At 64.2% G+C, this 23,753-nt stretch carries 19 protein-coding genes; 8 read left to right on the top strand and 11 right to left on the bottom strand.

Going from position 1 to position 23,753, the window contains the following annotated elements; translation table 11 throughout:
• Positions 1 to 115: 115 nt before the first annotated feature.
• A complete protein-coding gene (locus tag DT070_RS04895) occupies positions 116 to 595 on the top strand; it encodes an Lrp/AsnC ligand binding domain-containing protein (RefSeq protein ID WP_092130297.1) in 480 nt (159 codons plus the stop codon).
• 88 nt (positions 596 to 683) lie between these two features.
• Complete coding sequence (locus DT070_RS04900; protein WP_122954395.1) at positions 684 to 1,232, top strand: DUF3617 domain-containing protein; 549 nt, start codon at positions 684 to 686, stop codon at positions 1,230 to 1,232.
• Positions 1,233 to 1,351: 119 nt separating this feature from the next.
• Here the strand turns inward: DT070_RS04900 and DT070_RS04905 are convergent, their stop codons facing one another.
• Positions 1,352 to 2,053, bottom strand: a complete 702-nt coding sequence (locus tag DT070_RS04905) for a YggS family pyridoxal phosphate-dependent enzyme (RefSeq protein ID WP_122954396.1) — start codon at positions 2,051 to 2,053, stop codon at positions 1,352 to 1,354.
• Between the two features lie 49 nt (positions 2,054 to 2,102).
• Between DT070_RS04905 and DT070_RS04910 the strand changes: the two genes are divergently transcribed.
• The 3 genes from DT070_RS04910 to DT070_RS04920 all read left to right on the top strand — a co-directional run bounded on the left by DT070_RS04910 (position 2,103) and on the right by DT070_RS04920 (position 5,339).
• Positions 2,103 to 3,146, top strand: a complete 1,044-nt coding sequence (locus tag DT070_RS04910) for a type IV pilus twitching motility protein PilT (protein ID WP_122954397.1) — start codon at positions 2,103 to 2,105, stop codon at positions 3,144 to 3,146.
• Positions 3,147 to 3,199: 53 nt separating this feature from the next.
• The gene (locus DT070_RS04915; protein WP_122954398.1) at positions 3,200 to 4,336 is read left to right on the top strand and encodes a PilT/PilU family type 4a pilus ATPase; all 1,137 of its coding nucleotides are present in this window, start codon (positions 3,200 to 3,202) and stop codon (positions 4,334 to 4,336) included.
• A gap of 88 nt (positions 4,337 to 4,424) precedes the next feature.
• Entirely contained in the window at positions 4,425 to 5,339 is a 915-nt protein-coding gene (locus tag DT070_RS04920; protein ID WP_122954399.1) for an NAD(P)-dependent oxidoreductase, read from the top strand.
• A 75-nt stretch (positions 5,340 to 5,414) separates the two neighbouring features.
• On the opposite strand, the gene DT070_RS04925 is transcribed toward DT070_RS04920, so the two are convergent.
• The 3 genes from DT070_RS04925 to DT070_RS04935 all read right to left on the bottom strand — a co-directional run bounded on the left by DT070_RS04925 (position 5,415) and on the right by DT070_RS04935 (position 7,373).
• Complete coding sequence (locus DT070_RS04925; protein WP_122954400.1) at positions 5,415 to 6,074, bottom strand: BON domain-containing protein; 660 nt, start codon at positions 6,072 to 6,074, stop codon at positions 5,415 to 5,417.
• Positions 6,071 to 6,670, bottom strand: coding sequence for a phosphoheptose isomerase (locus DT070_RS04930; protein ID WP_122954401.1), 600 nt, complete (start codon positions 6,668 to 6,670; stop codon positions 6,071 to 6,073). Before DT070_RS04930 ends, DT070_RS04925 begins: the two co-directional genes overlap by 4 nt.
• A gap of 235 nt (positions 6,671 to 6,905) precedes the next feature.
• A complete protein-coding gene (locus DT070_RS04935; protein ID WP_122954402.1) occupies positions 6,906 to 7,373 on the bottom strand; it encodes a YraN family protein in 468 nt (155 codons plus the stop codon).
• A gap of 50 nt (positions 7,374 to 7,423) precedes the next feature.
• Between DT070_RS04935 and rsmI the strand changes: the two genes are divergently transcribed.
• Together rsmI and DT070_RS04945 are read left to right on the top strand one after the other, a co-directional pair.
• Positions 7,424 to 8,272 carry a 16S rRNA (cytidine(1402)-2'-O)-methyltransferase gene (gene rsmI, locus DT070_RS04940; RefSeq protein WP_194965981.1) on the top strand — a complete coding sequence of 283 codons (849 nt, stop codon included), beginning with the start codon at positions 7,424 to 7,426 and terminating at the stop codon, positions 8,270 to 8,272.
• A gap of 7 nt (positions 8,273 to 8,279) precedes the next feature.
• Positions 8,280 to 9,512: a multidrug effflux MFS transporter gene (locus tag DT070_RS04945; RefSeq protein ID WP_122954404.1), complete on the top strand. Its 1,233-nt coding sequence runs from the start codon at positions 8,280 to 8,282 to the stop codon at positions 9,510 to 9,512.
• Positions 9,513 to 9,533: 21 nt separating this feature from the next.
• Here the strand turns inward: DT070_RS04945 and DT070_RS04950 are convergent, their stop codons facing one another.
• From DT070_RS04950 to DT070_RS04975, 6 genes are all read right to left on the bottom strand, one after another.
• Positions 9,534 to 10,025 (bottom strand): hypothetical protein, encoded by a 492-nt coding sequence (locus DT070_RS04950; RefSeq protein WP_228778575.1) that lies wholly within the window; start codon positions 10,023 to 10,025, stop codon positions 9,534 to 9,536.
• A 100-nt stretch (positions 10,026 to 10,125) separates the two neighbouring features.
• Positions 10,126 to 11,181, bottom strand: coding sequence for a 3'-5' exonuclease (locus DT070_RS04955; RefSeq protein ID WP_122954406.1), 1,056 nt, complete (start codon positions 11,179 to 11,181; stop codon positions 10,126 to 10,128).
• Between the two features lie 175 nt (positions 11,182 to 11,356).
• The gene (gene ggt, locus DT070_RS04960) at positions 11,357 to 13,117 is read right to left on the bottom strand and encodes a gamma-glutamyltransferase (RefSeq protein WP_122954407.1); all 1,761 of its coding nucleotides are present in this window, start codon (positions 13,115 to 13,117) and stop codon (positions 11,357 to 11,359) included.
• A 38-nt stretch (positions 13,118 to 13,155) separates the two neighbouring features.
• Positions 13,156 to 17,073, bottom strand: a complete 3,918-nt coding sequence (locus DT070_RS04965; protein ID WP_122954408.1) for a filamentous hemagglutinin N-terminal domain-containing protein — start codon at positions 17,071 to 17,073, stop codon at positions 13,156 to 13,158.
• A 15-nt stretch (positions 17,074 to 17,088) separates the two neighbouring features.
• A complete protein-coding gene (locus tag DT070_RS04970; RefSeq protein WP_122954409.1) occupies positions 17,089 to 20,133 on the bottom strand; it encodes a ShlB/FhaC/HecB family hemolysin secretion/activation protein in 3,045 nt (1,014 codons plus the stop codon).
• A gap of 407 nt (positions 20,134 to 20,540) precedes the next feature.
• Positions 20,541 to 21,383, bottom strand: coding sequence for a dienelactone hydrolase family protein (locus DT070_RS04975; RefSeq protein WP_164483713.1), 843 nt, complete (start codon positions 21,381 to 21,383; stop codon positions 20,541 to 20,543).
• A 333-nt stretch (positions 21,384 to 21,716) separates the two neighbouring features.
• Here DT070_RS04975 and DT070_RS04980 point away from each other — a divergent pair, with 333 nt between their 5' ends.
• The gene (locus tag DT070_RS04980) at positions 21,717 to 22,667 is read left to right on the top strand and encodes an ornithine cyclodeaminase family protein (RefSeq protein ID WP_164483714.1); all 951 of its coding nucleotides are present in this window, start codon (positions 21,717 to 21,719) and stop codon (positions 22,665 to 22,667) included.
• Positions 22,668 to 22,681: 14 nt separating this feature from the next.
• On the opposite strand, the gene DT070_RS04985 is transcribed toward DT070_RS04980, so the two are convergent.
• On the bottom strand, positions 22,682 to 23,593 hold the full coding sequence (locus tag DT070_RS04985; RefSeq protein WP_122954411.1) for a LysR family transcriptional regulator: 912 nt from the start codon (positions 23,591 to 23,593) through the stop codon (positions 22,682 to 22,684).
• Positions 23,594 to 23,753 lie beyond the last annotated feature (160 nt).

Raw genomic sequence — 23,753 nt, forward strand, 5'->3', positions numbered from 1 at the left:
CCATAGAGGGTTTCACGGTGAAAGCAGGCTGCTGAAGTGCAATACCGCGATATTCCCTTGAAGTACGCCGAATTTCCCGCTAAATTTGCGCGATTCACAGAATAATTCACTACCCATGTTTGAAGCCTCCCCAGAAATTGACCGCATTGACCTGAAAATCCTGAATGTTCTGCAGCAGGATGGCCGCATTTCCAACCTGAAGCTGGCCGAAAGCGTGGCTTTGTCGCCCACCGCGGTGCTGGCCCGCGTGCAGCGCCTCACGCGGGACGGCTACATCCTGGGCTATGAGGCGCTGCTCAATCCGCTCAAGCTGGGCGCCGGGATGATGGTGTTTGTCGAGGTGTTGCTGGACCGCACCACACCCAATGTGTTTGAGGCCTTCAAGGCGGCGGTGCAGGTGCACCACGAAATCACCGAATGCCACATGGTGGCCGGTGGCTTTGACTATTTGCTCAAGACGCGCATGGCCGACATGGCGGCCTACCGCTCGTTTGCCGGCACGGTGCTCTGGCAGCTGCCGGGTGTGCGCGAAACCCGTACCTACGCGGTGATGGAAGAAGTGAAAAATACCACCCGGCTGGCGCTGGGGGTCTGAGCCGGGTTGCCGCGCTTGCAAACAGGCAGCTGCTGGCAATAATGCGAGCTGAATCCCCGCCTTCATTTCACATTCAACAGGAATGCCCATGAAACACTGCCTCCCCGCCCTCGCCACCACCCTGATGCTGGCCCTGGCCACCGGCGCCTCCGCCCAAACCACCAAGCCGGGTTTGTGGGAAATCACCAACAAGATGCAGTCCAGCTCCGGCGAGATGGAAAAAGCCATGGCCACCATGGAAAAGCAGCTGGCCAGCATGCCGCCCGAGCAGCGCAAGCAGATGCAGGACATGATGGCCAAGCAGGGCATGTCCATGGGCTCCAGCGCCGGCGGTGCGATGAACGTGAAGATGTGCATCACCAAGGAAATGGCCGAGCGCAACGAACTGCCGCAACAGCAGCAAGGCGACTGCAAAACCACCCAGTCGCCCCGCAGCGGCAACACCATGAAGTTCTCTTATGTGTGCACCCAGCCGCCGTCCAGCGGCGAAGGCGTGATGACCTTCAACGGCGACACCGCCTACACGATGAAGATGAACACCACGACCAACGTCAAAGGCAAGGCCGAGAAGATGACGATGGATGCTTCGGGGAAGTGGTTGTCGGCGGATTGCGGCAATATCAAGCCGAGGAAATAGCCCCCACGGTCGCTCACTTCGTGTAGCTTCCTGCCCCCCGAGGGGGCCGCCCGCCATGCGGCCCGGCAAAGCCGGTTCCGCGGCTCATGCTGGCTTGAAGAGCCCTCTGCTAGAGCGGCTTATCTACCGCCAAAGATGGCGGTGCCTACACGCACCATCGTGCTGCCCGAATGGATCGCTGCTTCCAGATCGGCTGTCATGCCCATCGACAAGGTGTCCATGGGCGCAGGCAACGCGCCAGAGGCGTTTATCTCATCAAACAGGGCCCTGGCCCGCGCGTGGACTGCACATGCCGCTACAAAATCAATAGCAGGCTCCGGAATCGACATCAAGCCGCGCAGCACCAGATTCGGCAGCTGCGCCACCTCTTGCGCCAGCGCCATCACTTCATCCGGCGCCACACCTGACTTGTTGGCGCCGCCGTCGACATTGACCTGCAGGCAGACCTGCAGGGGCGGCAGCCCGGGCGGGCGCTGCTCGCTCAGGCGCTGGGCGATTTTGAGGCGGTCCACCGACTGCACCCAGTCAAAGTGCTCGGCCACCAGGCGGGTCTTGTTGCTTTGTATCGGGCCTATGCAGTGCCACTCCAGCGCCGGCACGCCGGGCTGGCCGCGCAGCGCCAGGATCTTCTCCACGCCCTCGGCAATGTAGTTTTCGCCAAAGGCCCGCTGGCCGTCAGAGGCCGCCTCCGCCACGGCGCCGGCGCCAAAGGTTTTGGAGACGGCGAGCAGCCGCACGGTGGCCGGGTGGCGGTTGGCGGCGAAGCAGGCCGTGGTTATCCGGTCACGGACAAGCTGGAGATTGCACACAATCGTGGTCATAATCGAACTGTAAACTTAGTTTCAAAACCATTTTCAGAGGGTCATTGGGATGGATATCACGCAGCTGCTGGCTTTTAGCGTCAAGAACAAGGCGTCTGACTTGCATTTGTCGGCAGGCTTGCCCCCCATGATCCGGGTCCACGGCGATGTGCGGCGCATCAACATCGACCCGCTGGACCACAAGCAGGTGCATTCCATGGTGTACGACATCATGAACGACACCCAGCGCAAGACGTATGAAGAATTCCTGGAAGTCGACTTTTCCTTTGAGATCGACGGGCTGGCCCGCTTTCGCGTCAATGCCTTCAACCAGAACCGCGGCGCCGGCGCCGTGCTGCGGACCATTCCGTCCAAGATCCTGACGCTGGAGCAGCTCAACGCCCCCAAGATTTTTGGCGACCTGGCCATGAAACCGCGCGGCATGGTGCTGGTGACCGGGCCTACCGGCTCGGGCAAGTCCACCACGCTGGCGGCCATGGTCAACTTTTTGAACGAAAACGAGTACGGCCACATCCTCACGGTGGAAGACCCGATCGAGTTCGTACACGAATCCAAAAAATGCCTGATCAACCAGCGTGAAGTCGGCCCGCACACGCTGAGCTTTAACGCCGCGCTGAAATCCGCGCTTCGCGAAGATCCGGACGCCATCCTGGTGGGCGAAATGCGCGACCTGGAAACGATTCGCCTGGCCATGTCGGCCGCTGAAACCGGCCACCTTGTGTTCGGCACGCTGCACACCTCCAGCGCCGCCAAAACCATCGACCGGATCATCGACGTGTTCCCGGCCGAAGAAAAGGAAATGATCCGCTCCATGCTGTCGGAGTCTCTACAGGCCGTGATCTCGCAGACGCTGTGCAAAACCAAGGACGGCGCAGGCCGCGTGGCGGCGCACGAGATCATGCTGGGCACCAGCGCCATCCGCAACCTGATCCGCGAAGCCAAGGTTGCGCAGATGTACTCGTCCATCCAGACCGGCAACAGCGTGGGCATGCAGACGCTGGACCAGAATTTGACCGAGCTGGTCAAACGCAATGTCATATCGGCCGCCGAAGCGCGCGGCAAAGCCAAAATCCCCGAGAACTTCCCAGGCTAATCCAGTCCGCCGTCTTTCCGTTGACCACAGAATCTGTTTGAAAGGAGTCGCAAATGGAACGCGACCAGGCCAGTAAATTCATCAACGACTTGCTCAAACTGATGGTCAGCCGTAACGGCAGTGACTTGTTCATCACGGGCGACTTCCCGCCGGCCATGAAGGTCGACGGCAAGGTGACCAAGGTGTCGCCGCAGCCGCTGAACGCCGGGCACACGCTGGCGCTGGCCCGTTCCATCATGAACGACAAACAGGCGGCCGAGTTTGAGCGCACCAAGGAATGCAATTTCGCCATCTCGCCGCCGGGCGTGGGGCGTTTCCGGGTCAATGCCTTCATCCAGCAGGGCAAGGTCGGCATGGTGATGCGGACGATTCCCGCGACCCTGCCCACCATCGATGGCCTGGGAGTGCCCCAGGTGCTCAAGGAAGTCGTCATGAGCAAGCGCGGCCTGACCATCCTGGTCGGCTCCACCGGCTCGGGCAAGTCCACCACGCTGGCCGCCATGGTCGACTGGCGCAACGAGCAGTCTTACGGCCACATCATCACGATTGAAGACCCGGTGGAGTTTGTGCACGCGCACAAGAACTGCGTGATCACCCAGCGTGAAGTGGGCCTGGACACCGACAGCTGGGAAGCCGCCCTGAAAAACACGCTGCGCCAGGCGCCCGACGTGATTTTGATGGGTGAGATCCGCGACCGCGAAACCATGGAACACGCCATCGCATTCGCCGAAACCGGCCACCTTTGCCTGGCCACCCTGCACGCCAACAGCGCCAACCAGGCGCTGGACCGCGTGATCAACTTCTTCCCCGAAGAGCGCCGCACGCAGCTGCTGATGGACTTGTCGCTCAATCTCAAGGCCATGATCTCGCAGCGCCTGGTCCCCAAGCAGGACGGCAAGGGCCGTTTTGCCGCGGTCGAGGTGATGTTGAACTCGCCGCTGATCTCCGACCTGATCTTCAAGGGCGAAGTCTCCGAGATCAAGGAGATCATGAAAAAGAGCCGCAACCTGGGCATGCAGACCTTCGACCAGGCGCTGTACGACGCGTTCGAGAGCCACTTCATCACGTATGAAGACGCACTGCGCAATGCCGACTCGGTGAACGATTTGCGCCTGCAGATCAAGCTCAACTCCCAACGCGCCAAATCGACCGACCTGTCGGCAGGCACCGAGAACTTCGCCATCGTCTAAAGCACGCCGCCGGCCTGGCAACACGCCGGCGGTTTGATGGGCGCAGCTGTTTCCGCCATTTCCTTTGTCACTCTCTTCCCACCATCCCATGTCCAGCACCGCCCCCAAAACCTACGAACCCTCCACCGCCCGCAAAGTCGCCTTCCTGGGCCTTGGCGTCATGGGCTATCCCATGGCCGGCCACCTGGCGCTGGCCGGCCACCGGGTCACGGTCTATAACCGCAGCCCCGCCAAGGCCGAAGCCTGGTGCGCAGAATTCGCCGCCACGGCCACCCCCGCGCACGCCCCGCTGCCGCGCCTGGCGGCGGCCGATGCCGACATCGTGTTTTGCTGCGTGGGCAACGACGATGACCTGCGCTCCGTCACGCTGGGCCCCGATGGTGCGTTTGCCGGCATGAAACGCGGCGCGATTTTTGTCGACCACACCACGGCCTCGGCCGATGTGGCGCGCGAACTCAACGCCGCCGCCGCCAGGCTCGGCCTGCAGTTCATCGACGGGCCGGTGTCCGGCGGCCAGGCCGGCGCACAGAACGGCGCACTCACCGTGATGTGCGGTGGCGATGCGGCGGCGTTTGACACCGTGAAACCCGTCGGCATGGCGTTTTCAAAAGCCTTCACCCTGATGGGTGAAAGCGGCGCGGGCCAGCTCACCAAGATGGTCAACCAGATCTGCATTGCCGGGCTGGTGCAAGGCCTGAGTGAAGCCATCGCCTTTGGCCAGAAGGCCGGGCTGGATGTGAACCAGGTGCTCGACGTGATCGGCAAGGGCGCGGCGCAAAGCTGGCAGCTCGACAACCGCGGCAAGACCATGGTGGCCGACAAGTTTGACTTCGGTTTTGCCGTCGACTGGATGCGCAAGGACCTGGGCCTGGTGCTGGACGAGGCCAAACGCAACGGCGCCCGCTTGCCGGTAACGGCGCTGGTCGACCAGTTTTATGCCGACGTGCAGGCCATGGGCGGCCAGCGCTGGGATACCTCTAGCCTGATCAAGCGGCTGAAATAAGCCGTCCAGAACAAAGCCAAAAAAAGGCGCCGATGAGGCGCCTTTTTCTTTGAGCAAAAGCTCGAGGGGGAAGTATCAGCCGCCTGCGGGTTTGGCCTGGGCGGCCGGCGCTGCGGGTTTTGAAGGCAGCATGCGGGCCAGCTCTTCTTCGCTGATGATTTCAAAAATCCGGACAACCTTTTGCACGCCGGGTGTTGAACGCACCACTTCGGTGGCGCGATCGGCCTCGCGCTGCGTGACGCGGCCCAGGATGTAAGTCGTGCCGCGCTCCGTCGTCACCTTGAAGGCGTTGGACGACAGGTCGCGCGCGTCCACCAGCATGGCCTTCACGCGGCCGGTGACCAGCGTGTCGGACGAACGCTGCGTCAGCGTCGAGTTGCCCATCACGGCCAGGTCGTTCACCACCGAGTTCACGTTCTCGACGCGCGAAACAATCTGCTCCACCAGCTGCTTGTCTTGTGCGGTGGGCACTTCGCCCGTCAGCAGCACCTGGCGGTTGTAGCTGGTCAGGTTGACGTGCACACGCTCACCCACGTTGCTGCGGATCCGGCTGGTGGCACGCAGCTCAATGCCTTCGTCTTCCAGCTGCGCACCGGACGTGCGGCGGTCGGTCGCAACCAGCGCGCCGCCGGCAACACCGCCCACCACCAGCGGGAAGCAGGCCGTCAGGGTGCCGCCGATCAAAGCCGAGACACCGATGGCCAAAGTCAGCCGTTTCAACGAAGCAAATTTCATACAGAGTTCTCCTGGTCGCCAAGTAACTGGGTGTCCACGCCATCGCAAATGCAATGCAGGACAAGAAGATGCACTTCCTGGATGCGCGCGGTTCGCTCATGCGGCACACAGATATGCACGTCGGTCTCGCGCAGGGCATGCGTCATCTTGCCGCCGCCCCGCCCTGTCAGCGCCACCACCGTCATCTCGCGCTCATGCGCGGCCTCGATGGCGGCCAACACGTTGGCTGAATTGCCGCTGGTGCTGATGGCCAGCAACACGTCGCCGGCGCCGCCCAGGGCACGCACCTGCTTGGAGAAGATGACCGTGAAGTCGTAGTCGTTGGCAATCGCCGTGAGGATGGAGCTGTCGGTCGTCAGCGCGATCGCGCCCAGCTCGGGCCGCTCGCGTTCATAGCGCCCCACAAACTCCGCCGCGAAATGCTGCGCATCCGCCGCCGAGCCCCCGTTGCCGCAAGCCAGCACCTTGCCGCCGCTGGTCACACTGGCCAGGATGGCCTGCACGGCCGCCGCAATCGGCTTGGAAAGCACTTGCGCCGCCTGGTATTTCAGGTCGGCGCTGTCAATAAACTGCTGTTCAATACGTTGTTCAAGCATGGCGCCAATGATAGCGGGTCATGATTGCCCTTAGTCATTGGCCTTGTGTTGCGGCCGCTGAGGCCTGGCGATTGTCTATATGAATCAAAGACTTACAGGGCTTGCAAGACCACATGCCGCTGGGCTTGATTTGTGAGTCTTTGTTTGCAGGCAATTCCGCAAGCTGCGTCTCCCCAGGTCGGCGGCCTCGCTCATATATAGAGGAGATTGAATCGCAGCAGCAAGCCGCGCGCACTCAGGAGGCATCAAAAGCCCCCGGCAGCCATTCGATGTCGGCGCCTGCCCCCTGGCCGAGCGCGCCGTTGACGAGCACCACGTCAAAGCGGCACGGCGGAGGGCTGCCAAAGCGCATCAGGTAGTGGCGCGCGGCGAGGATGATGCGCTGCTGCTTGACGGTGCCTATGCTGGCGGCCGCGCCGCCGTGCAGGTCGCCGCTGCGCTGGCGCACTTCCACAAACACCAGCGTGCCGTCGGGGGCGCGCATGACGAGGTCGATCTCGCCGCCGCCGCGGCCGGGCGTCCGATAATTGGTTTCGATGAGCTTGAGCCCGGCCCTGGCCAGGTGGACCAGCGCCGCGGCCTCGGCGGCGTCACCGCGCGACTTGGTGGTAACCTGAGCCGGCACGGCTTTGGCAACCTCTTTGGCCGCCTTTTTGGCGCCGCCGGCATCGCCGCACGCAACCTGTTTTCTGGAAAACCACATTGAACGCTTCTTTCGACCTGGCACTGGATGCGGCACGCGCCGCAGCAGGCATGCAGCATTATCCGGAAAGCGCGCTGTATGTCGTGGCAACGCCGATCGGGAACCTGGCCGACATCAGCCTGCGCGCGCTGCAGGTGCTGCAGCTGGTCGATGCGATCGCCTGCGAAGACAAGCGCCATTCGCAGCCGCTGCTGCGCCAGTACGGCATCGACAAACCCTTGCTGGCCGTGCACGAACACAACGAAGCCCAGGCCGCCGGCCTGGTGATTGAACGGCTGCAGCGCGGCGAACGTGTGGCCTACGTGAGCGATGCCGGTACGCCGGCGGTGAGCGACCCCGGCGCGCGCCTGGTGGCCGCCGTGCGCGCGGCCGGGCTGGCGGTGATGCCGCTGCCGGGCGCCAGCAGCGTGACCACCGTGCTGAGCGTGGCGGGGCTGGGCAGCCCGGGCGGTGAGACCGGTTTTGTGTTTGCCGGTTTTTTGCCGAGCAAGGCGGGCGAGCGCGACCAGGCCATTGCCGCACTGCAGGCCGATGCGCGGGCGATTGTGATTCTGGAAGCGCCGCACCGCATTGAAGCGCTGGCGCGTGCGATGGCCGTGCTGGGCGAACGCCCCGTTACCGTGGGGCGCGAGCTGACCAAACAGTTTGAAGAAATCGCGACGGTGCCCGCGCAGGACTTTGCCGCCTGGCTGGCCGCCGGCCCGCAGCGCACACGCGGCGAATTTGCGCTGGTGCTGCACCCTGCCGCATTGGCCGAAAGCGCCGAAGACGGCACACGCGTGCTGCAGTTGCTGCTGGCCGAGCTGCCGCTGAAAACCGCGGTGAAGATTGCGGCCGACATCACCGGCGTGGGCCGCAACGAGCTTTACGACACCGCGCTGAAGCTGAAAAAAGAATGAGCCCACCATGAATCCGAATGCCGACGAACTCTGGCGCGCTCCCCGCTGGACGCTGGCCGCCCTGCTGGCGGTGCTCGGCATGCTGGGCCCGTTTTCCATCGATACCTACATCCCGGCTTTTTCCGGCATCGCACAGTCGCTGGGCGCCACGCCGGTGGAGATGCAGCAGACGCTGTCGGCCTACCTGTTCGGTTTTGCCTTCATGAATTTGTTTCACGGCGCGCTGGCCGACAGCTTCGGCCGCCGGCCGGTGGTGCTGTGGGGCATTGCGCTGTTCACGCTGGCGTCGGCCGGCTGCGCGCTGTCGCAAAGCATCGGGCAGCTGGTGTTCTTCCGGGCGGTGCAGGGTTTGTCGACGGGCGCGGGCATTGTGGTGTCGCGCGCGGTGATCCGCGACATGTACCCGCCGGCGCAGGCCCAGCAGGTGATGAGCCAGGTGACGATTTATTTCGGCGTGGCGCCTGCCCTGGCGCCCATCGTGGGCGGCTGGCTGTTTGTGCACCTGGGCTGGCACAGCATTTTCTGGTTTCTCACCGGCGTGGGGGCGGTGCTGTGGGCCACCAACTACCGCTTCCTGCCCGAGACACTGCCGCCGCTGGAGCGCCAGCCCTTTGAAGTGAAACACCTCATGCGGGGTTACTGGCAGCTGGGCTCCAGCCCGCGCTTTTTATTGCTGGCGCTGGCCAGCGGCGTGCCTTTCAACGGCATGTTTTTGTATGTGCTGTCGGCGCCGGCTTTTCTGGGGGACCACCTGGCGCTGCAGCCCACGCAATTCTTCTGGTTTTTCCTGCTCACCATCACCGGCATCATGTCGGGCGCCTGGCTGAGCGGCCGGCTGGCGGGCAAGATCGCGCCCAAGCAGCAGATCCGCCACGGCTTCGTGATCATGCTGGTGACGTCGGTGCTGAACCTGGCGGCGAACCTGTTTTTCACGCCGCATGTGTCGTGGGCACTGTTTCCGATTGCGGTGTTTGCCTTCGGCTGGGCGCTGATGGTGCCGGTGGTCACCCTGCTGGTGCTGGACCTGTACCCCGAGCGGCGCGGCATGGCCTCTTCGCTGCAGGCCTTTATCGGTTCGACGGCCAACGGCATCGTGGCCGGTATCGTCGCGCCGCTGGTGATGCACTCAACCCCCGCGCTGGCCGCGGTGTCGCTGGGCATGATGTGCATCGGGCTGGTGGCCTGGGCCTACCTGCACCACCGCTGGCCGGACATCGGCCGCCTGGCATCGCGCGACTAGGCTGCCAGCGCAATCAGTTTTTCAGTCCTTGTCGTCCCGGTTGGGGAAGTCAATGCCCTGGCCGGTGCGCTGCACGACGTTGTTGCCGTCCAGGTAGGCATAAAAAAACATGTTCATGATGTTGTCCTGCCAGCGGTAGGTCATGATGTCGCCCTGCCAGGAGGCGACATGGTCAATCGACGCGGGCCGGCCGAATTCGCGCTCCATGTCGGCGCGGCTCCACTGCCCCGGCTGGATCCTGGCGAACTCCGTGGGTGTCAGCACCTGCCGGGCAGACACCACCTTGCCTGCGGCATCCAGGTCCACCATGTTGGCGAACCGGCCCAGGGGCTGGCCCGAGTACTGAAGCCGGGTCCCGGCAGCGAGGGGCACCACGCGTGTCGGTGCGCCATAGCTGACCAGCACCTCCTCGCGCGACATGCCGGGCTTGATGGACGTGAAAGCGCAGCCGGCCAGCAACAGCCCCGCTGCCGCCATTGCAATAAGACCTGAACGCAGATGAAAGGCTTTCATGGCGCACTCCTGAAAATGGGATGAATGAATCGGTGTGGATGGGATGTGAGACTTCCGCGCGCCGGGAACGTTCCCGGCCTGTTCCCGGCCTCTTCCCGGGCTAGCCCGAAAGCTGCGCCCAGCCAGCCACCCCTGCCCGCGTGGAATAGCGGCTTTTGGCATCGTGCCGCTCCCACTGCAGCTTTGCGGAGCGCCCGGCAAAAACGGCCTCCTGCAGCCATTCGCACTCAGCCTGCAGCGCGGCATCGCCGCCCAGCCGGGTGTGCCAGACCTTGCCCTGGCTGTCCCAGCGGTAGCCGCGCGTTTTCAGCAAGTCCTTGGCGGCAAACGGCGCGCCGGTGGCCTGCAGGCGGTAGCTCGGCGTGTGGGCGCCGGCCAGCAGTTGCGCCAGGCCGCTGACGCCTTGTCCGGGCAGTTCGGCCAGCAACACCGTCAGCAACGCGTGGCAGTCCATCTCTGCGCGGTGCGCATCGTAAAACCAGCCCAGCGCGGAGGCCAGGTAGCTGAGCTTGGCCGAGCTGTGCCCTGCCGCCGTCCAGTCGATCTCGGCAAACGAGCAGGCCCAGTTGAGCTCACGGGTATGGGAAAGAATGTCTTCGACAAAAGGACGGTCAAAGCCCGCGTTGTGCGCAATGACGAGGTCGGCGCCTGCCAGCAGGCTGTCGATGCGCGCCATGTCCAGTTGCTGGCCCGCAAGCATGGCGTCGGTGATGCCGGTGATCTCGCGCGCGATTTTCGGCATCGGCATGCCGGGGTCCTGCAGCCCGTCGTAAACCTCGACCGGGCCTGTAGGCTGCCCGGTTTGCAGGTCGACCGAGACGCAGACGAGTGCGAGTTCGATGACCTTGTCTTTGGAGGCGTCCAGCCCGGTGGTTTCGGTGTCCAGAATCACGACGCGGGCGACCGGCCCCACCGGCGTGTGGTCAAAGCGGGTCGCCGGCACCAGGCGCCTGAGCACGCGGTAATCGGGATGCTGCTCCAGCGCGCGCGCCATCGCTTCGGCATCACCGCCAGGTGCAGCAGGAAGCGCCGTAACGACAGGCGCTGGCGCAGGCGGTGGTGCTTTTGGCTTGCGCGGCCTGGCGGCGGGCGTGCCTTGTTGCGCGGCAGCCGCGGCATCATCGTCAAAGCCGAAGCCCAATTGCCCGCCGGTCATTGAACGCACCGGTATTGCGGGAATAAAAATCCGGTGTGGCAGATGCCGTCTTGCATGGGCGCTCCTGGGCTCGGCTGCATTTCCCGGGGCCGGGAAACGCGGTTGAAGAGCACCCATCTTCGCAGATGCGCAGCCGTCAACTTCTGCCGTGAACGCCTGCGCCCCCCGGCTGCCCCTATTCCCCCATCACAAAGCCTTCACGCCTTGGGTCCGCCCCACCGGCCAGGCCATCGGCCGTCACCACAATGCCCTGCAGGCCGCTGGTGAACTCGATAGCCTGCACATCATGGCCCAGCGCTTTCAGCGGGCCCGACAGTTTTTCAAGTTCGGTGCCGAGCTCGACCTCGGTGGCGCGATTTCGGCTTCCCCTGTTGGGCAAAGAAATGGCCTGCTGGATATCCAGGCCCCAGTCCAGCACGCCCACCAGGGTCTTGGTCACGTAGTTGATGATGGCGCTGCCGCCGGGCGAGCCCACCGTCATCTTCAGTTTGCCCGCGGCGTCAAACACCAGCGTGGGCGACATGGTGCTGCGCGGGCGCTTGCCGCCTTCGATGCGGTTGGCCACCGGCAGGCCGTTTTCTTCGGGCAGCAGCGCGAAGTCGGTCATCTGGTTGTTCAGTAAAAAACCGTGAACCATGATGTGGCTGCCGAACACGGCTTCAATTGTTGTCGTCATCGACACCGCGTTGCCGGCCGGGTCGATGACCGAGATGTGGCTGGTGGCAGGTATTTCCGACAGCTCGTCCGGGGCCCAGGCCAGCTTGACGCCGGCAGGCACACCCGGCGCTGCGCGCTTCATGCTGATGTCGGGCCGGATCAATGCGCTGCGGGTTTTGAGGTAGTCGGCAGACACCAGCGCTGCGGCCGGCACGTTCACAAAGTCGGGGTCGCCCACGTAGTAGTCGCGGTCGGCATAGGCCAGGCGGCCGGCTTCCGAGAACAGGTGCACGGCCTCTGCCGAGTTGGGGCGCACAGTGGACATCGGAAAGCGTTCCAGCGCGCCCAGCATGGCCAGCACGGCGATGCCGCCGGACGAAGGCGGAGGCATGCCGCAGACCTTGTACACGCGATAGGCGCCGCACAGCACAGTACGCTCTTTGGCCTGGTAGGCGGCGATGTCCTGCACCGTCATGCCGCCGGGCTGGGCCTGGCTGTTGACGGCGGCCGAGATGTCGCGCGCAATTTCGCCTTTGTAGAAAGCGTCGGGGCCTTCTTTGGCCACGCGCCTGAGCACCGCGGCAAAGGCCGGGTTTTTCAGCGTGGCGCCGACGGCCAGCGGCTCGCCGGCGGCATCGTAGAAGTAGGCGCGTGCGTTTGCGTTGGCGCGCAAGGTCTTGTCGAGCCTGATCACCGTGTGCAGGCGCTCGGACACCGGAAAGCCGCTTTCAGCCAGGCGTATGGTGGGCTCAAAGAGTTTGGCCCAGGGCAACTTGCCGTGCTTTTGGTGGGCGAGTTCCATCACGCGCAGCAGGCCGGGCACACCGACGGATTTGCCGGAGTTGATGGCGTCGCGCAGCGGCAGCGGCTTGCCCTTGCCGTCGAGGAAACGGTCGCCCTGCGCGGTGGCGGGCGCCTTCTCGCGCCCGTCGTAGGCATTGACGGCTTTGCCGGCCGCTTCATAACTCAGGATGAACGCACCGCCGCCTATGCCCGACGATTGCGGCTCGGTCAGGTTCAGCATGATGGCCGCGGCGATGGCCGCGTCCACCGCGGTGCCACCGGCCTTGAGCATTTCATCGCCGGCGCGGGTCGCATGCGGATTGGCCGTGGCGATCATGAATTTGCGGGCCGTGACCACCTTCTTCTCCGTATAGCCCGATGAAGGCTCGGGCGCGACGTCTTGCGGCGGCAGCAGCTGCGCATGAAGAACGCCTTGCGAGAGAACAACAGCAAGGCCCAGCCCCGTGAGCGCGCGGGCTTTTGTGTATGGATGCATCGTCTTTCCTTGTAATGGTATGAATGCGCCGCTACCGTTCAGCGCGTTTCGTTAAAACCTTCGACCCGGATCAAGCCGGGCTCTTCGCCGCGCAGGGCCGGCGTCTTGCCCTCAAAGTCATGGTCCTCGGCCGGATCCTCGGGTGCGCCGGCATGGGCGGACGCCACAATCGCGGCCTGCCGGCGCGCGGCATCACTGGTGCGCGCGGGCAGCACGACCGGCGCGGGGAAGGATGGAGGCCGCACATCGATCGCGCCGGAGAGCATGTTGCCGACCCGCACCGACGAGAAGCCTGCCGCAACTTGTGCGACTTCCGAGGCGTCCCAGTTCAGCGCGCCTACAGCGCCATCACCGATGCCGATGGTGGCGCCCGGCGTCAGTTGCTCGATGCCCAGGATGCCGCCGGCGCTGGCAATGCGCACAGAGCCAGTGCCGGTAGAAGTGGGAGAGCTGTCATAACTGTCTGCCCTGAAAGTGATGTTGCCGGCGCCGGCCGCCTCGATGGTGGCCACGTTGGTGCTGGGCCTGATGGCGATGCCGGTGCCCGAACCGGCGGACATGCCTGCCAACGTGATGTTGCCGTTTTGCGTGAGGACGGAATTTCTGCCGCTGGCGACGTTGACGCCGTCGCCGCTTCCCATGGCCGTGCCGGTCGCAAGGAGATCCCCGCTCACGGTGCGAAGCGTGTTGGTGCCGCCGGCCGCCAATGAAATGCCGTTGGCTGAACCCAGGGCCTTGCCGGCCAGCGTCACCTGGCCGCTGCCGGTGGACTCGATGGTGTTGGTGCCCGAGCCCAGGGCGAGCGCGCTGCTGGTGCCTGCCGATTGCGCATCGACGGTGAGTGCGCCGTTGGCGGTGCGCAAAGTGTTGGTGCCGCTGGTGCCCATACCCAGGCCAGAGCCCGCACCGGTAGCCACTGATTGCGCGACGACCGCCAGGCTGCCTTGCCCGCCGGCCTGCACGAGGTTGACGCCGGTGGCCATGGAGACACCGACACCGCTGCTGCTGGTTCCGTTCAGGCTGACGTTCCCGCCCTGCGACAGCACCGAGTTGCTCTGCGAGCCGAAGGTGATGCCGTCACCGCCGCCGGTGCTCGCGCCGGCCAGCGACAAATTGCCGCTGTTCGTTTTGACCTGGTTGGTGCCGCCGGCCAATGAGATGCCGTTGCCCGCGCCGGTCGCCGAGCCGGACAAGGCCACGCGCCCTGCGCCGGTTGCCTCGATCGTATTGGTACCCGAACCCAGCGCCAGCGCACTGCTGGTGCCTGCCGATTGGGCGTTGATGGCGAGCACGCCGTCGTTGGTGCGGATGACGTTCGTGCCGCCGCTGCCCATCGAAAGGCCTGAGCCGGAACCCGCATTGCTGGACTGCACATTGAGCGTGACATTGCCGGCGCCTGCGGCTTCGATGAGGTTGGCGCCTGAGCCCATCAGCAAGGCGCTGCCGCCGGTGTTGCTGGCGTTCAGCGTAATGCCGCCGGCGCCGGACGTTAGGATATTGCTGCCGCCGGTGATCGAAATGCCTTGTGTTGCCCCGGCGCCTATGCCCGAAACACTGATGTTGCCGCCGGCCGAACTGAGCGTGGCCAGGTTCATCGCGACCGGACGATTGGCCACCAGCGTGATGTTGCCGGCGCCGGTGGCTTCCACCTTGGCCAGGTTGGCGCCGTCGCCCAGCACGATGGCGCTGCCGGTTCCCGTGGCATTGCCGGTGATGGCGATGTCGCCGCCGCCTGTGCGGATCAGGTTGGTGCCGGTAATCACCGACACGGCGTTGCCTGAGCCCGAAGACGTACCCGTGAGCGCAAGCCGGCCGGTGCCGGTGGCCTGCAGGGTGTTGGTGCCGGAGCCGAGTGCCAGCGCGCTGCTGGAGCCGGTGGATTTGGCGTCGATTGCGAGCACACCGTCGGCCACCCGAATCGTGTTGGTGCCGTTGGAGCCCATGGTCAGGCCGAGCGCGGCGCCGGTCGACTCGGCGCTGATGGTGATGTTGCCCGTGCCGGTGGACTGGATGGTGTTGGTGCCGCTGTTCATGCCGAAGGCGGTGGCGCCGGCATTGCGGGCGTTGATCGTGATGTTGCCGCTGGTGGTCTGTATCGTGTTGGCGCTGGTGGCCATCGAGAACGCCTGGCCGGTGGCGCCTTTCGCATTGATGAGGATGTTGCCCGCACCGGTGCTCAGCAGGCTGCCGCCGCCCAGCATGCGAAAGCCGATGGTGGTCACGCCGCCGCCGGTGGCATAGCCGGTGGCGGGGTCGGCGCCGCCGCCTATGGTGAGGTTGCCGCCGTTGGTGACGATTTGCGCGCCGCTTCCTATCGACACCGAACCGACGGCCGCGCCGCCCGCTGAGGCCGAGTTGAGCACCACGTTGAGCTTGCCCGTGCCAGAGGTGATGTTGGCATTGACGTTGATGTCCCGGTTGGCCAGCAGCGTGAGCGTGCGGTCGGTGGCGCCGTTGTAGTTCACCGCGTTGGCGACCGTGATGTCCCCCAGCGACGCGCCGGCGCTGGCGGTGCTCACCGTCACATTGGCCGTGCCCAGCTGGTTGACCAGTGTGGTGGTGTTGAGGACGGACGAGGCGCCTGAGCCCGTAAAGGTATTGCTGCCGTTCCATGTCGCGGTATTGGCGGCCGACGAGATCGTGATATTGGTCGGGTCCAGCAGCAGCGAGCCTGCGTTGCCGCGCGCTGCCGTGAGGTCAGCTGTGCCCGAATAATCAAGGAAGCCCACGCCCGATACCTCGGCGTTGCCGCCGTGACCGCTGGCAGCACCACCCTTTGCACTGATGCTGCCGTAGTAGCGCGTGCTTTCGTCGGACCATGCCACCACCTTGCCACCATTGCCGGCCGTCACGGCATCGGCCTTGATGCGGGCATCTGCATCGATGAATGTTGCATTGGCGCGCTGCTCGCTGCCCGAACCCTGCCAGTTGCCGCCCACCAGCACCGTACCGCCGCCGGCGTCACCCGACGCATCGACCCGCGCGCCCGCGAAGAGGCCCACCTTGTCGCCAAGAACCTTGACCGTGCCGCCGGTCTGGCCTGCACCATAGCCCGACGCGTCAAGCGTGCCGCTCACCGCGACGACGCCGCTCTCTCCGCCTTCAAGCCGTATGACGCCGTTCCTGCTGGTGAGGCTTCTGGCCTGCACCGTGCCGCTGTTGTTCAGCACGGTCGCCAGCGGGTCGCCGCCTGAGCGGGCGGCGAGCATGACCAGACCGCCGTCGGCCTGGAGGGCCCCGCTGTTGGACGCGAGCGCCGCGAGGGCTGCGCTGTCGACCTGGAGGTTGATCAAACCATCGCCATGCATGTCCAGCGTGACGGCGTTGCCCGCGCCCATGGCCACAGTGCCCAGGCGTGCGGTGATGCTGCCTTCATTGCTGACCTGCGGGCCGACCAGCGCGACATACCCGCCTTCGTTCGCGGTGATGGAACCCTGGTTGAGCACCTGGCCTGCGGCGCCGGACGCCTTGTTAAAGCGCATATTGCCGGCGGCGAAGTCGGCGTTGGAAATATCGAGCGTGCTGGCAACCAGTCCGCCGACATTGACGCTGGAGCCAGGCGCAAACAGCACGCCGGCCGCATTCACCAGAAACACCTGGCCGTTGGCATTGAGCTGCCCGTAGATGCGGGAGGGGTCGCTGGACATCACGCGGTTCAGCGCAATCGACGACCGGGAAGGCTGCACAAAATTGACGGTTGCGGATGAGCCGATGTTGAAGGTATCCCAGTGCGCCGTCAGTTTGTCGCTGGCCTGGTTCACGGTGAGGACATTGCCCGAGCTGGCGATGGTGCCCGAGCCGGTCACCACTTGCCCGTTGGTCGGCAGCGCATTGCCGGGCAGTGCGTCGGCGAAAGCACTGGCGCCCTGCAGGGCAAAGACCGCCAGCATGATGGCGGTCGGGACAGGATGAAAGTGGCGGTGCCGGATGGCGTGGGCAACGTTGATGGAGTGCATGGAGAACTCTCTTTCTCAAAACCTGTACTTGAAACCCAGCCCATAACCGAGAACGTCGGCGCCTACGCCGGGCGAGTTGCCGGCAGAGGCAAACACCGCACCGGTGCGGAAGTTGTAGCCAGCCGAGCCGTCATTGCGGATGCGGGAGAACGTTCCGTAGAAGCTGAGGTTCTTGTTAATGGGCCGGTTGAACCCAAACGCAACCATCGTTGCACCCAGACCTGCAGTCGAGCAGGCGCGCAAGGCCGGGTCGTTTGACACCACGTCGCAGCTCCCGGCGGAGGCGCGGCCCGCGCTCGCGCGCAGCTCCCAACGCCCGATGGTGTGCGTCACGCCAAAGAGGCGCGCCCTGCGGCGGTAGCTCTGCAGGTCGAGCACCGTGTTGCCGGGAATGACATCCGACTCGGAGTAAGACAGCTTGTCGAGGAGCATGGAAAAAGTTGTCGCGCCCAGCGTGTAGCTGGCGCCAAAGCTGACGGCCCAGTCACGCGACGAGGTGCCTTGCGTCACCGCCGTGGCGGAAGACCCGACACCGCGGTTGTTGCGGCCCAGGCTGGCGATGCCGAAGTACTGGTTGTGCTGCTCGTAGGCGATGCCGAGTTTGAGCGGGCCGTTCACATAGGCGCCGCTCAGACCCCAGATGGAACCCGCGCCGATGTCGGGCGCCGCCCTGCGTCCGTTGTTGGAGTAAGCGATGCGCGCGGACAAGCCCTTCCATTCCGGCGTGGCGTACTGCCACACACCGGGCTGCCGCCGTATGAAAGCCGCATCGTCATTGTTCGCGTCGCCCACTTCGGTGACCGGCCCGGCCGAGCTGGAAGAGCCCACGCCCAAACCCGGCGATCCGATGATGCCGCCTGCGCCGCCTATGCCGTAGTCGTTGAAAGGATCGAACTTCGCGGTCATGTCGCGAAACGGCATGGTCCACTGCCCGTAGCGCACCGAACCCCAGTCGGCGCTGCGCAAACCCACGCCCGCGTCCTGCAAAGTGGTGGCGGCGTTGGACTCCGGCCGCGAAGAACTGGGGCCGGTCTTGGGCACGTACTTGTATGCGACGCCGGCCTCGACCTGCCAGAAAGCTTCCAGCCCATCGCCCAGGCCCAATGCACCGCGTACGCCAATCGAGGAGGACGGATCGCTGTAGCGCATGTAGGGCGGAAGCTGCCTGCCGGTCGGCGTGGCCGACTGGGTGGCGCCGCGCGGACCGGCATCCGTCGCGCCATCACGGCTGACCCGTTCGAACTCGAGGCCGAAACCACCGAAGACCTCAAACCTGTCCTGGCTCAATTCCGGATCGTCCGCCAGCGCCGATGACAGGCCCGCGAAGGCCTGCGGCGCACCGCTGAGCTGCACCCACAGGGTCGGGTTATGGGACGCCTCGATGGTGCTGGGCGTGCCTGAAGGCTTGAAGGCCAGGCCCACGCTCACAGTCAAGGCTTTGGGCCGCGTCAGGATCAGCCCGAGGCCGGCGCCTTGAAGGCTCCTGTGGTTGTTCACCTGTGCGGGGTCCCAGGGATTTTTGTCGATCCGCACGCGGCCCGCATCGTAGAAGACAAACCCTTCCACACCGAAACCGCCCACGCGGCCCAGCGCGCGCCGGAGTTCCAGCCTTGAAAGCCAGCCCTCGTCGCCGGCGCCCTCGCCTTGCGGATAGGCACGCACACCGCTCGGGCCTCCCAAAAAAAACTCTTCGGAAGAGTCCAGGTTTTTGGAGGCGCGCTGCCCCGAGAAGGAGGCATAGAACGTGAACCCGCCCGGCAAGGCCTGCAAGCGGGACAGGGACCAGTTCACTTTATGGAAGTTGCCGGCCGTCCTGGCCGAGCGGTCATCAAACGACGCATCGGCGATGGAGTCGCGGCTGAGCTTGCCACGGGTCAAGCCCAGCGCGTAGTGCGTCAACGCGGCGGTTCCGGCCAGACCGTCGCGCCAGTCGCCATACACATCGAAGCGGCTGACCGAAGTCGACTTCTTGACGTCCAGTCCGGCCTGGTTAATCCGGTCGATATAGGATTTTTGCTCCAGCGTCAGCTGGCCCGTGAGGTTGGCCTGCCTGCCGCGAATAAAAGGATAAGACACAAACGCGCTGGCGCTTTGCCCCTCGCCGCTGGCATCGAGTGGGGCGAAGTCCCGGCCTATTTTGTACAGCAGGTTGGTGTAGCCCAGGCCCGCGCGCAGGCCGGAGCCGCCGACCGGCACCGAGACGCCGAGCGTCTGGGCCGTCAGGCCTTCAAAGGTGGTGAGGCCCCGCACGCTCCATGCATCCCCCAGGCCCAGCCAGTCATTGGCCGACAGCTCCACGGTCAGTCGGTTGCGCCCGGTGTAGCTGTTGCCCTGGTTGTCAAACCCGAACCTTGCCTGCGCCAGCGCGCTTTCGCTCACGCGCACCACCAGGTCCGCGGTGCCCGGCTGCGCGCCGGCGCGAAGCACGGAGCGTACGGTGATGCCCGGAATATCCGTCAGCAGCAGCAAGGATCTTTCAATCACTGACTCGCGGATCACGGCGCCCGGAACCAGGTCGTCGATGAATCGGCGAATCACGCCTTCGTCCAGGCGCACGTTTTTGGCGGGCTCAACCCTGACGGTGCCGAGCCGGCCTTCAAGGATCTCCAGCTTTACGGCTCCGTTGGCAATGTCTTGCGCGGGCAGGTTGGCACGCGCCACCAGGTAGCCCTGCGACCGGTAGAAGCGGGTGATGCGGGCAGCGGCTTCGGTCAGCGCGGCAAACCCGATTTCGCGGCCTGTGAGGTCGTCGAGTTGCGCAGCCAGTGTCTGTGCGTCGATGGAGTCGTTGCCGCTGAATTCGAACTGCGTCACGACCACGCGCGCGCCGGCCGCAGATACGGGTGCACTTCTTTCCTCGGCGGGCCGCTCGATCACCGCCGGTGTATCCGTCGGCGCGGGGTTGCTCTGGCCCGGCGTGCGCTCCCGGATGGACTCCAGCATCCGGCCCGCATCGGGTACCTGGGCAAAGACACCGTACCCGGACAAGGCCAGCAAACCGCCGATCACGCTGGGTTTGAACGGGTGGCCCCTGGATCTTTTTACGTTGATTGCTTGCATCTGTATTTTGAAAGGCCGGCGGCCGCATCGCGCCGTGCATCAAGACCTGCTCCCCTGACGGGTATTGGACGGGGAATCGCGCGAAATCGCCAGTTCGAAATACCCGCCCATATCCATAACCTGAGGTTATTTATCACCTCATAAAAGTAGCGCAGGGGGTCTTGCGGCAAGGCCAGTCCCACGGCAAAACCGCGCGGGAACGCCGGCGACGTGCGGCCGGCCGTTGCGATAGAGGAGGGATTCAAGGCGTGCGGTCCGTGGTGATCGCACCACGGCGGCGCGCTGGTTCAAGCTCGTCGTGACACCGTGCGCAGGTGTCAGTCCAGCCGGCCCAGGCGCTCCTTTTTTAATAGCAACAAGCCCATACCAGTTATGGGCTAGAGGGCTATTTGATGCATAAACCCGGATTAACGGGTGAATCTCCTGAAGAACTCTTCCGCACGCTTTTTACTGTCAATCGCGGCCAGTTTGTTGGCTTCCACGGATTCCCGTTTTTTGGTGGGTGTGTCGTAAGAGTGCTCCACGCCGGGATAGAGCACGAACTGCCAGTCGCTGCCGTTGCGTTTGGCGATGTCTGAAATCTGCGCGCACCGTTCAGGCTTGACTTCTTCGTCATCGGTGCCGATCAACAGCAGCATGGGCGCGTAGCTTTTGTACGACTCGGAGAACTGGCGCATGACTTGTGCGCAGGCAGGGTACATGCTCAAAAACGCCCTGAATCCCGTGACCTCGGTAGGCGCCGAAATGCCAGGCGCCCGGGTGGACGCTGCGGACAAGGCGGTGCTTCCACCGTTGGACCATCCCTGCAAAAACACCTGGTCCTTGATGACATCGGGGCGATTGCGCAGGAATTTCAGCGCGGCGTAGGCGTCGAGCGGGCGTATGGTGATTTCATTGACGCTGGCCGGGCGGCTGCCGTCGTTGGTGCCGGCCTCGAATCCACGTGCATAACCGCGCGGGCCAAAGGAGTCGACCAGCAGGCCGACATAACCGCGCTCGGCCCAGAACTTGCCCCACATGACGTGGCGCGAAGACAGCGAGTCGCCATCAAACGTCTGCTTCAGCGTTGAGTAAAGGCCGCCCCGCCCGTGCAGCATCACGACAGCCGGATGCGGACCCGGGGTCGACGGCAGGTACATATAGGCCACCAACTGGGTTTTGCCGTCTTCGCTGGTGAAATTAACGGTTTCGGTTTTTTGCGCCCAGGCCGCCGATGCCGCCAGCAACAGCGCAAGCCAGGAAAAAACCATGGTCAAAGATCGGGAAGTGCGGCGCAGGAGAGCGGGAGCCGCAGCCGGGATGGCAACTGTATTCATGGGTCTACTTTCACAAGGGCACAAATAACTCATCGGTCCGGAAGCAATGAAACCACCGGGCTCGTCTTGATCATGTCTGGCAAGGCCGGGTTGCGTCAAGCCTCTCAAGCGCCATCTGCAGCGCGACTATGCACGCGCGCCCGAGTGGCCCATAACTTCAGGTTATCGGCCTCGCATAAATTTGATAAGGCTTCACTGCTGCCCGAACTTAGGATGGCCTTCGATCGATTCACCTCGACAAAAAACTCCAGACCTCTGAAAGACCCGATGATTCATACCTACACAGATGACGACGTCAGCGATGCCATCGGATGGCGCGACGTTCTGCGCGACCTGCCGCACGCTTTTGAGTCTCTGCGCACCGGCGACGCGGCCATACAGGCGCGCCAGCGCATCGACTGCGGCAACTGGAAACTCAGCGGCATGGGCGCGATATGGGAAAGCCGCGCGGTCGCCGCGTACAAGACCTACACCAGCCTCAACGGCCGGTTTGATTTCCTGCTCAACCTGTTCGACCTCAATGAGCAGACGCACCACGTGATGCCGGCGTCGGAAATTACCCGCGCCCGGACTGCGGCGATGACAGTCTGGGTCGCCCAAAGAATCACCGCGCCGCGCGCCCAAAAAATGGCGCTTTTCGGACTGGGCTTGCAAGGCCGCACCCATCTTGAGGCGCTGCAGGAGACCATGGGATTTTCCGAAATCGCGGTTGTGGATACCGCCGACGTTTCGCACGCCTGCGCTGCGCTTTCCGCCCGCTACAAGACGCAGGTGCACCAGGTGGCGCCGCAAGAGGCTGTCACCGGCGCGGACCTCATCGTCACCGTCACGCGCTCCAAGCAGCCCCTGTTTGACGGCGCCTGGCTCAAGCGTGGCGCGAGCATTTGCGCCGTGGGCACCAGCCTGCCCAGCGGCACGGAGATCGACCAGGTTAGCCGTGCGCGCAGCGATCGCGTGATCGTCGAATGGAAGCCGCAAAGCCTGGTGGAGGCTGGCGAGATCGTGATCGGGATGGCCGACAAAAGCCTGGACGCAACGCAAATCAGGGACTTGCCGGAACTGCTGGCCGACGATGAACCCTGGCGGCGCACGCCTGAAGAAATCATTCTCTTCAAGGCTGTCGGTGTGGGTCTCAGCGACCTCGTCGCCGCACGGCTGGTGGTCGAACGCCTGCGCGGCCGTAGCCTGGTTCAGGCCAGCACATCAAGCCAGCATTAAAAAAGAGCGGCTTCTCAGGCGCGAGGCTGCCAGGTGGCGTCTTGTACCTTCTGGAGCTCGTCGCCTACGCATGCCGTGAGCGCGCGCATGATGTCAGTCACCGCCGCCGCCTTGAGGTACATGGCGCAGACCGGAAATTCGGCGCGCGGCTCCAGCGGCAGAACCTTGAGCTTGTCGGAGAAGAAATTGGCGCTGGCCGAATCCACAATCGCCACGCCTTGGTCCAGCTCCGCCAGGCGCACCGCCATCTGGTAGGTGCGCACGGCGGTCTTGCCTTGCTGCCAGTTAAAGCGGTTGGCATAACGCGAGTAAATACGGCCCAGCGGATCTTTACCGGAGAGCTCGATCAGCTCCATGGTGGCCAGCGCTTCCGCGGAGATGGATTTGTTGCGTGCATATTTGCCGAGCCTGGCCGGCAGGCTCGCGGCCACCAGTTGCAGATGGCCGATCTCGATGCAGTCCAGCGAAGGATGCAGCGGCGGGTCAAAGGCGATGGCCATGTCCACTTCGTGCATGAGCAGCTTTTGCATCATGTCTTCGGTGTGCCCGGTGTTGAGTTCGCTGCGCATTTTGGGAAACAGCTTTCGGGCCGCCAGCAGCGCAGACGGCAGCACGCTGTTGGCCAGCGACGCCACTGCGGCCACCCGCACGGCCTTGTCGGCGCCCAGCTTGAGGTTGCGGGCCAGCTCGCGCACGGCGTCCAGGCCACCGGTGGCTTGCTCGACAACCGGTGCCAGCGCGTGTGTCTCCTTGGTCGCCACCAGCCGCTTGCCTTCCCGGTTGAAGAGGGCAAACCCCACCGTCGCTTCCGCATGCTGCAACGCCTTGGTCACGGCAGGCTGCGAGACATGCAACAGGCGCGCGGCCCCACTGATGGTGCCCGTGCGCAAGATAGCCTGCAGAACTTCGATGTGGCGGGTTCTCATGGGAGGAGATATGGAAAATCCCGGCTCGCGTGGTTGAACGGCAAGCCCCGACCAGGGGAAAAACTGCGCCGGGGAATGCGGGCAGCTACAGACTTTGCCGTGGTGACTGTGCAAATAATCGAGGCATTTTGCCCTGAATCCACAGGGGCTGGCTATATTT

It is taken from the genome of Polaromonas sp. SP1 (assembly GCF_003711205.1).
Taxonomy (GTDB): domain Bacteria; phylum Pseudomonadota; class Gammaproteobacteria; order Burkholderiales; family Burkholderiaceae_C; genus Polaromonas.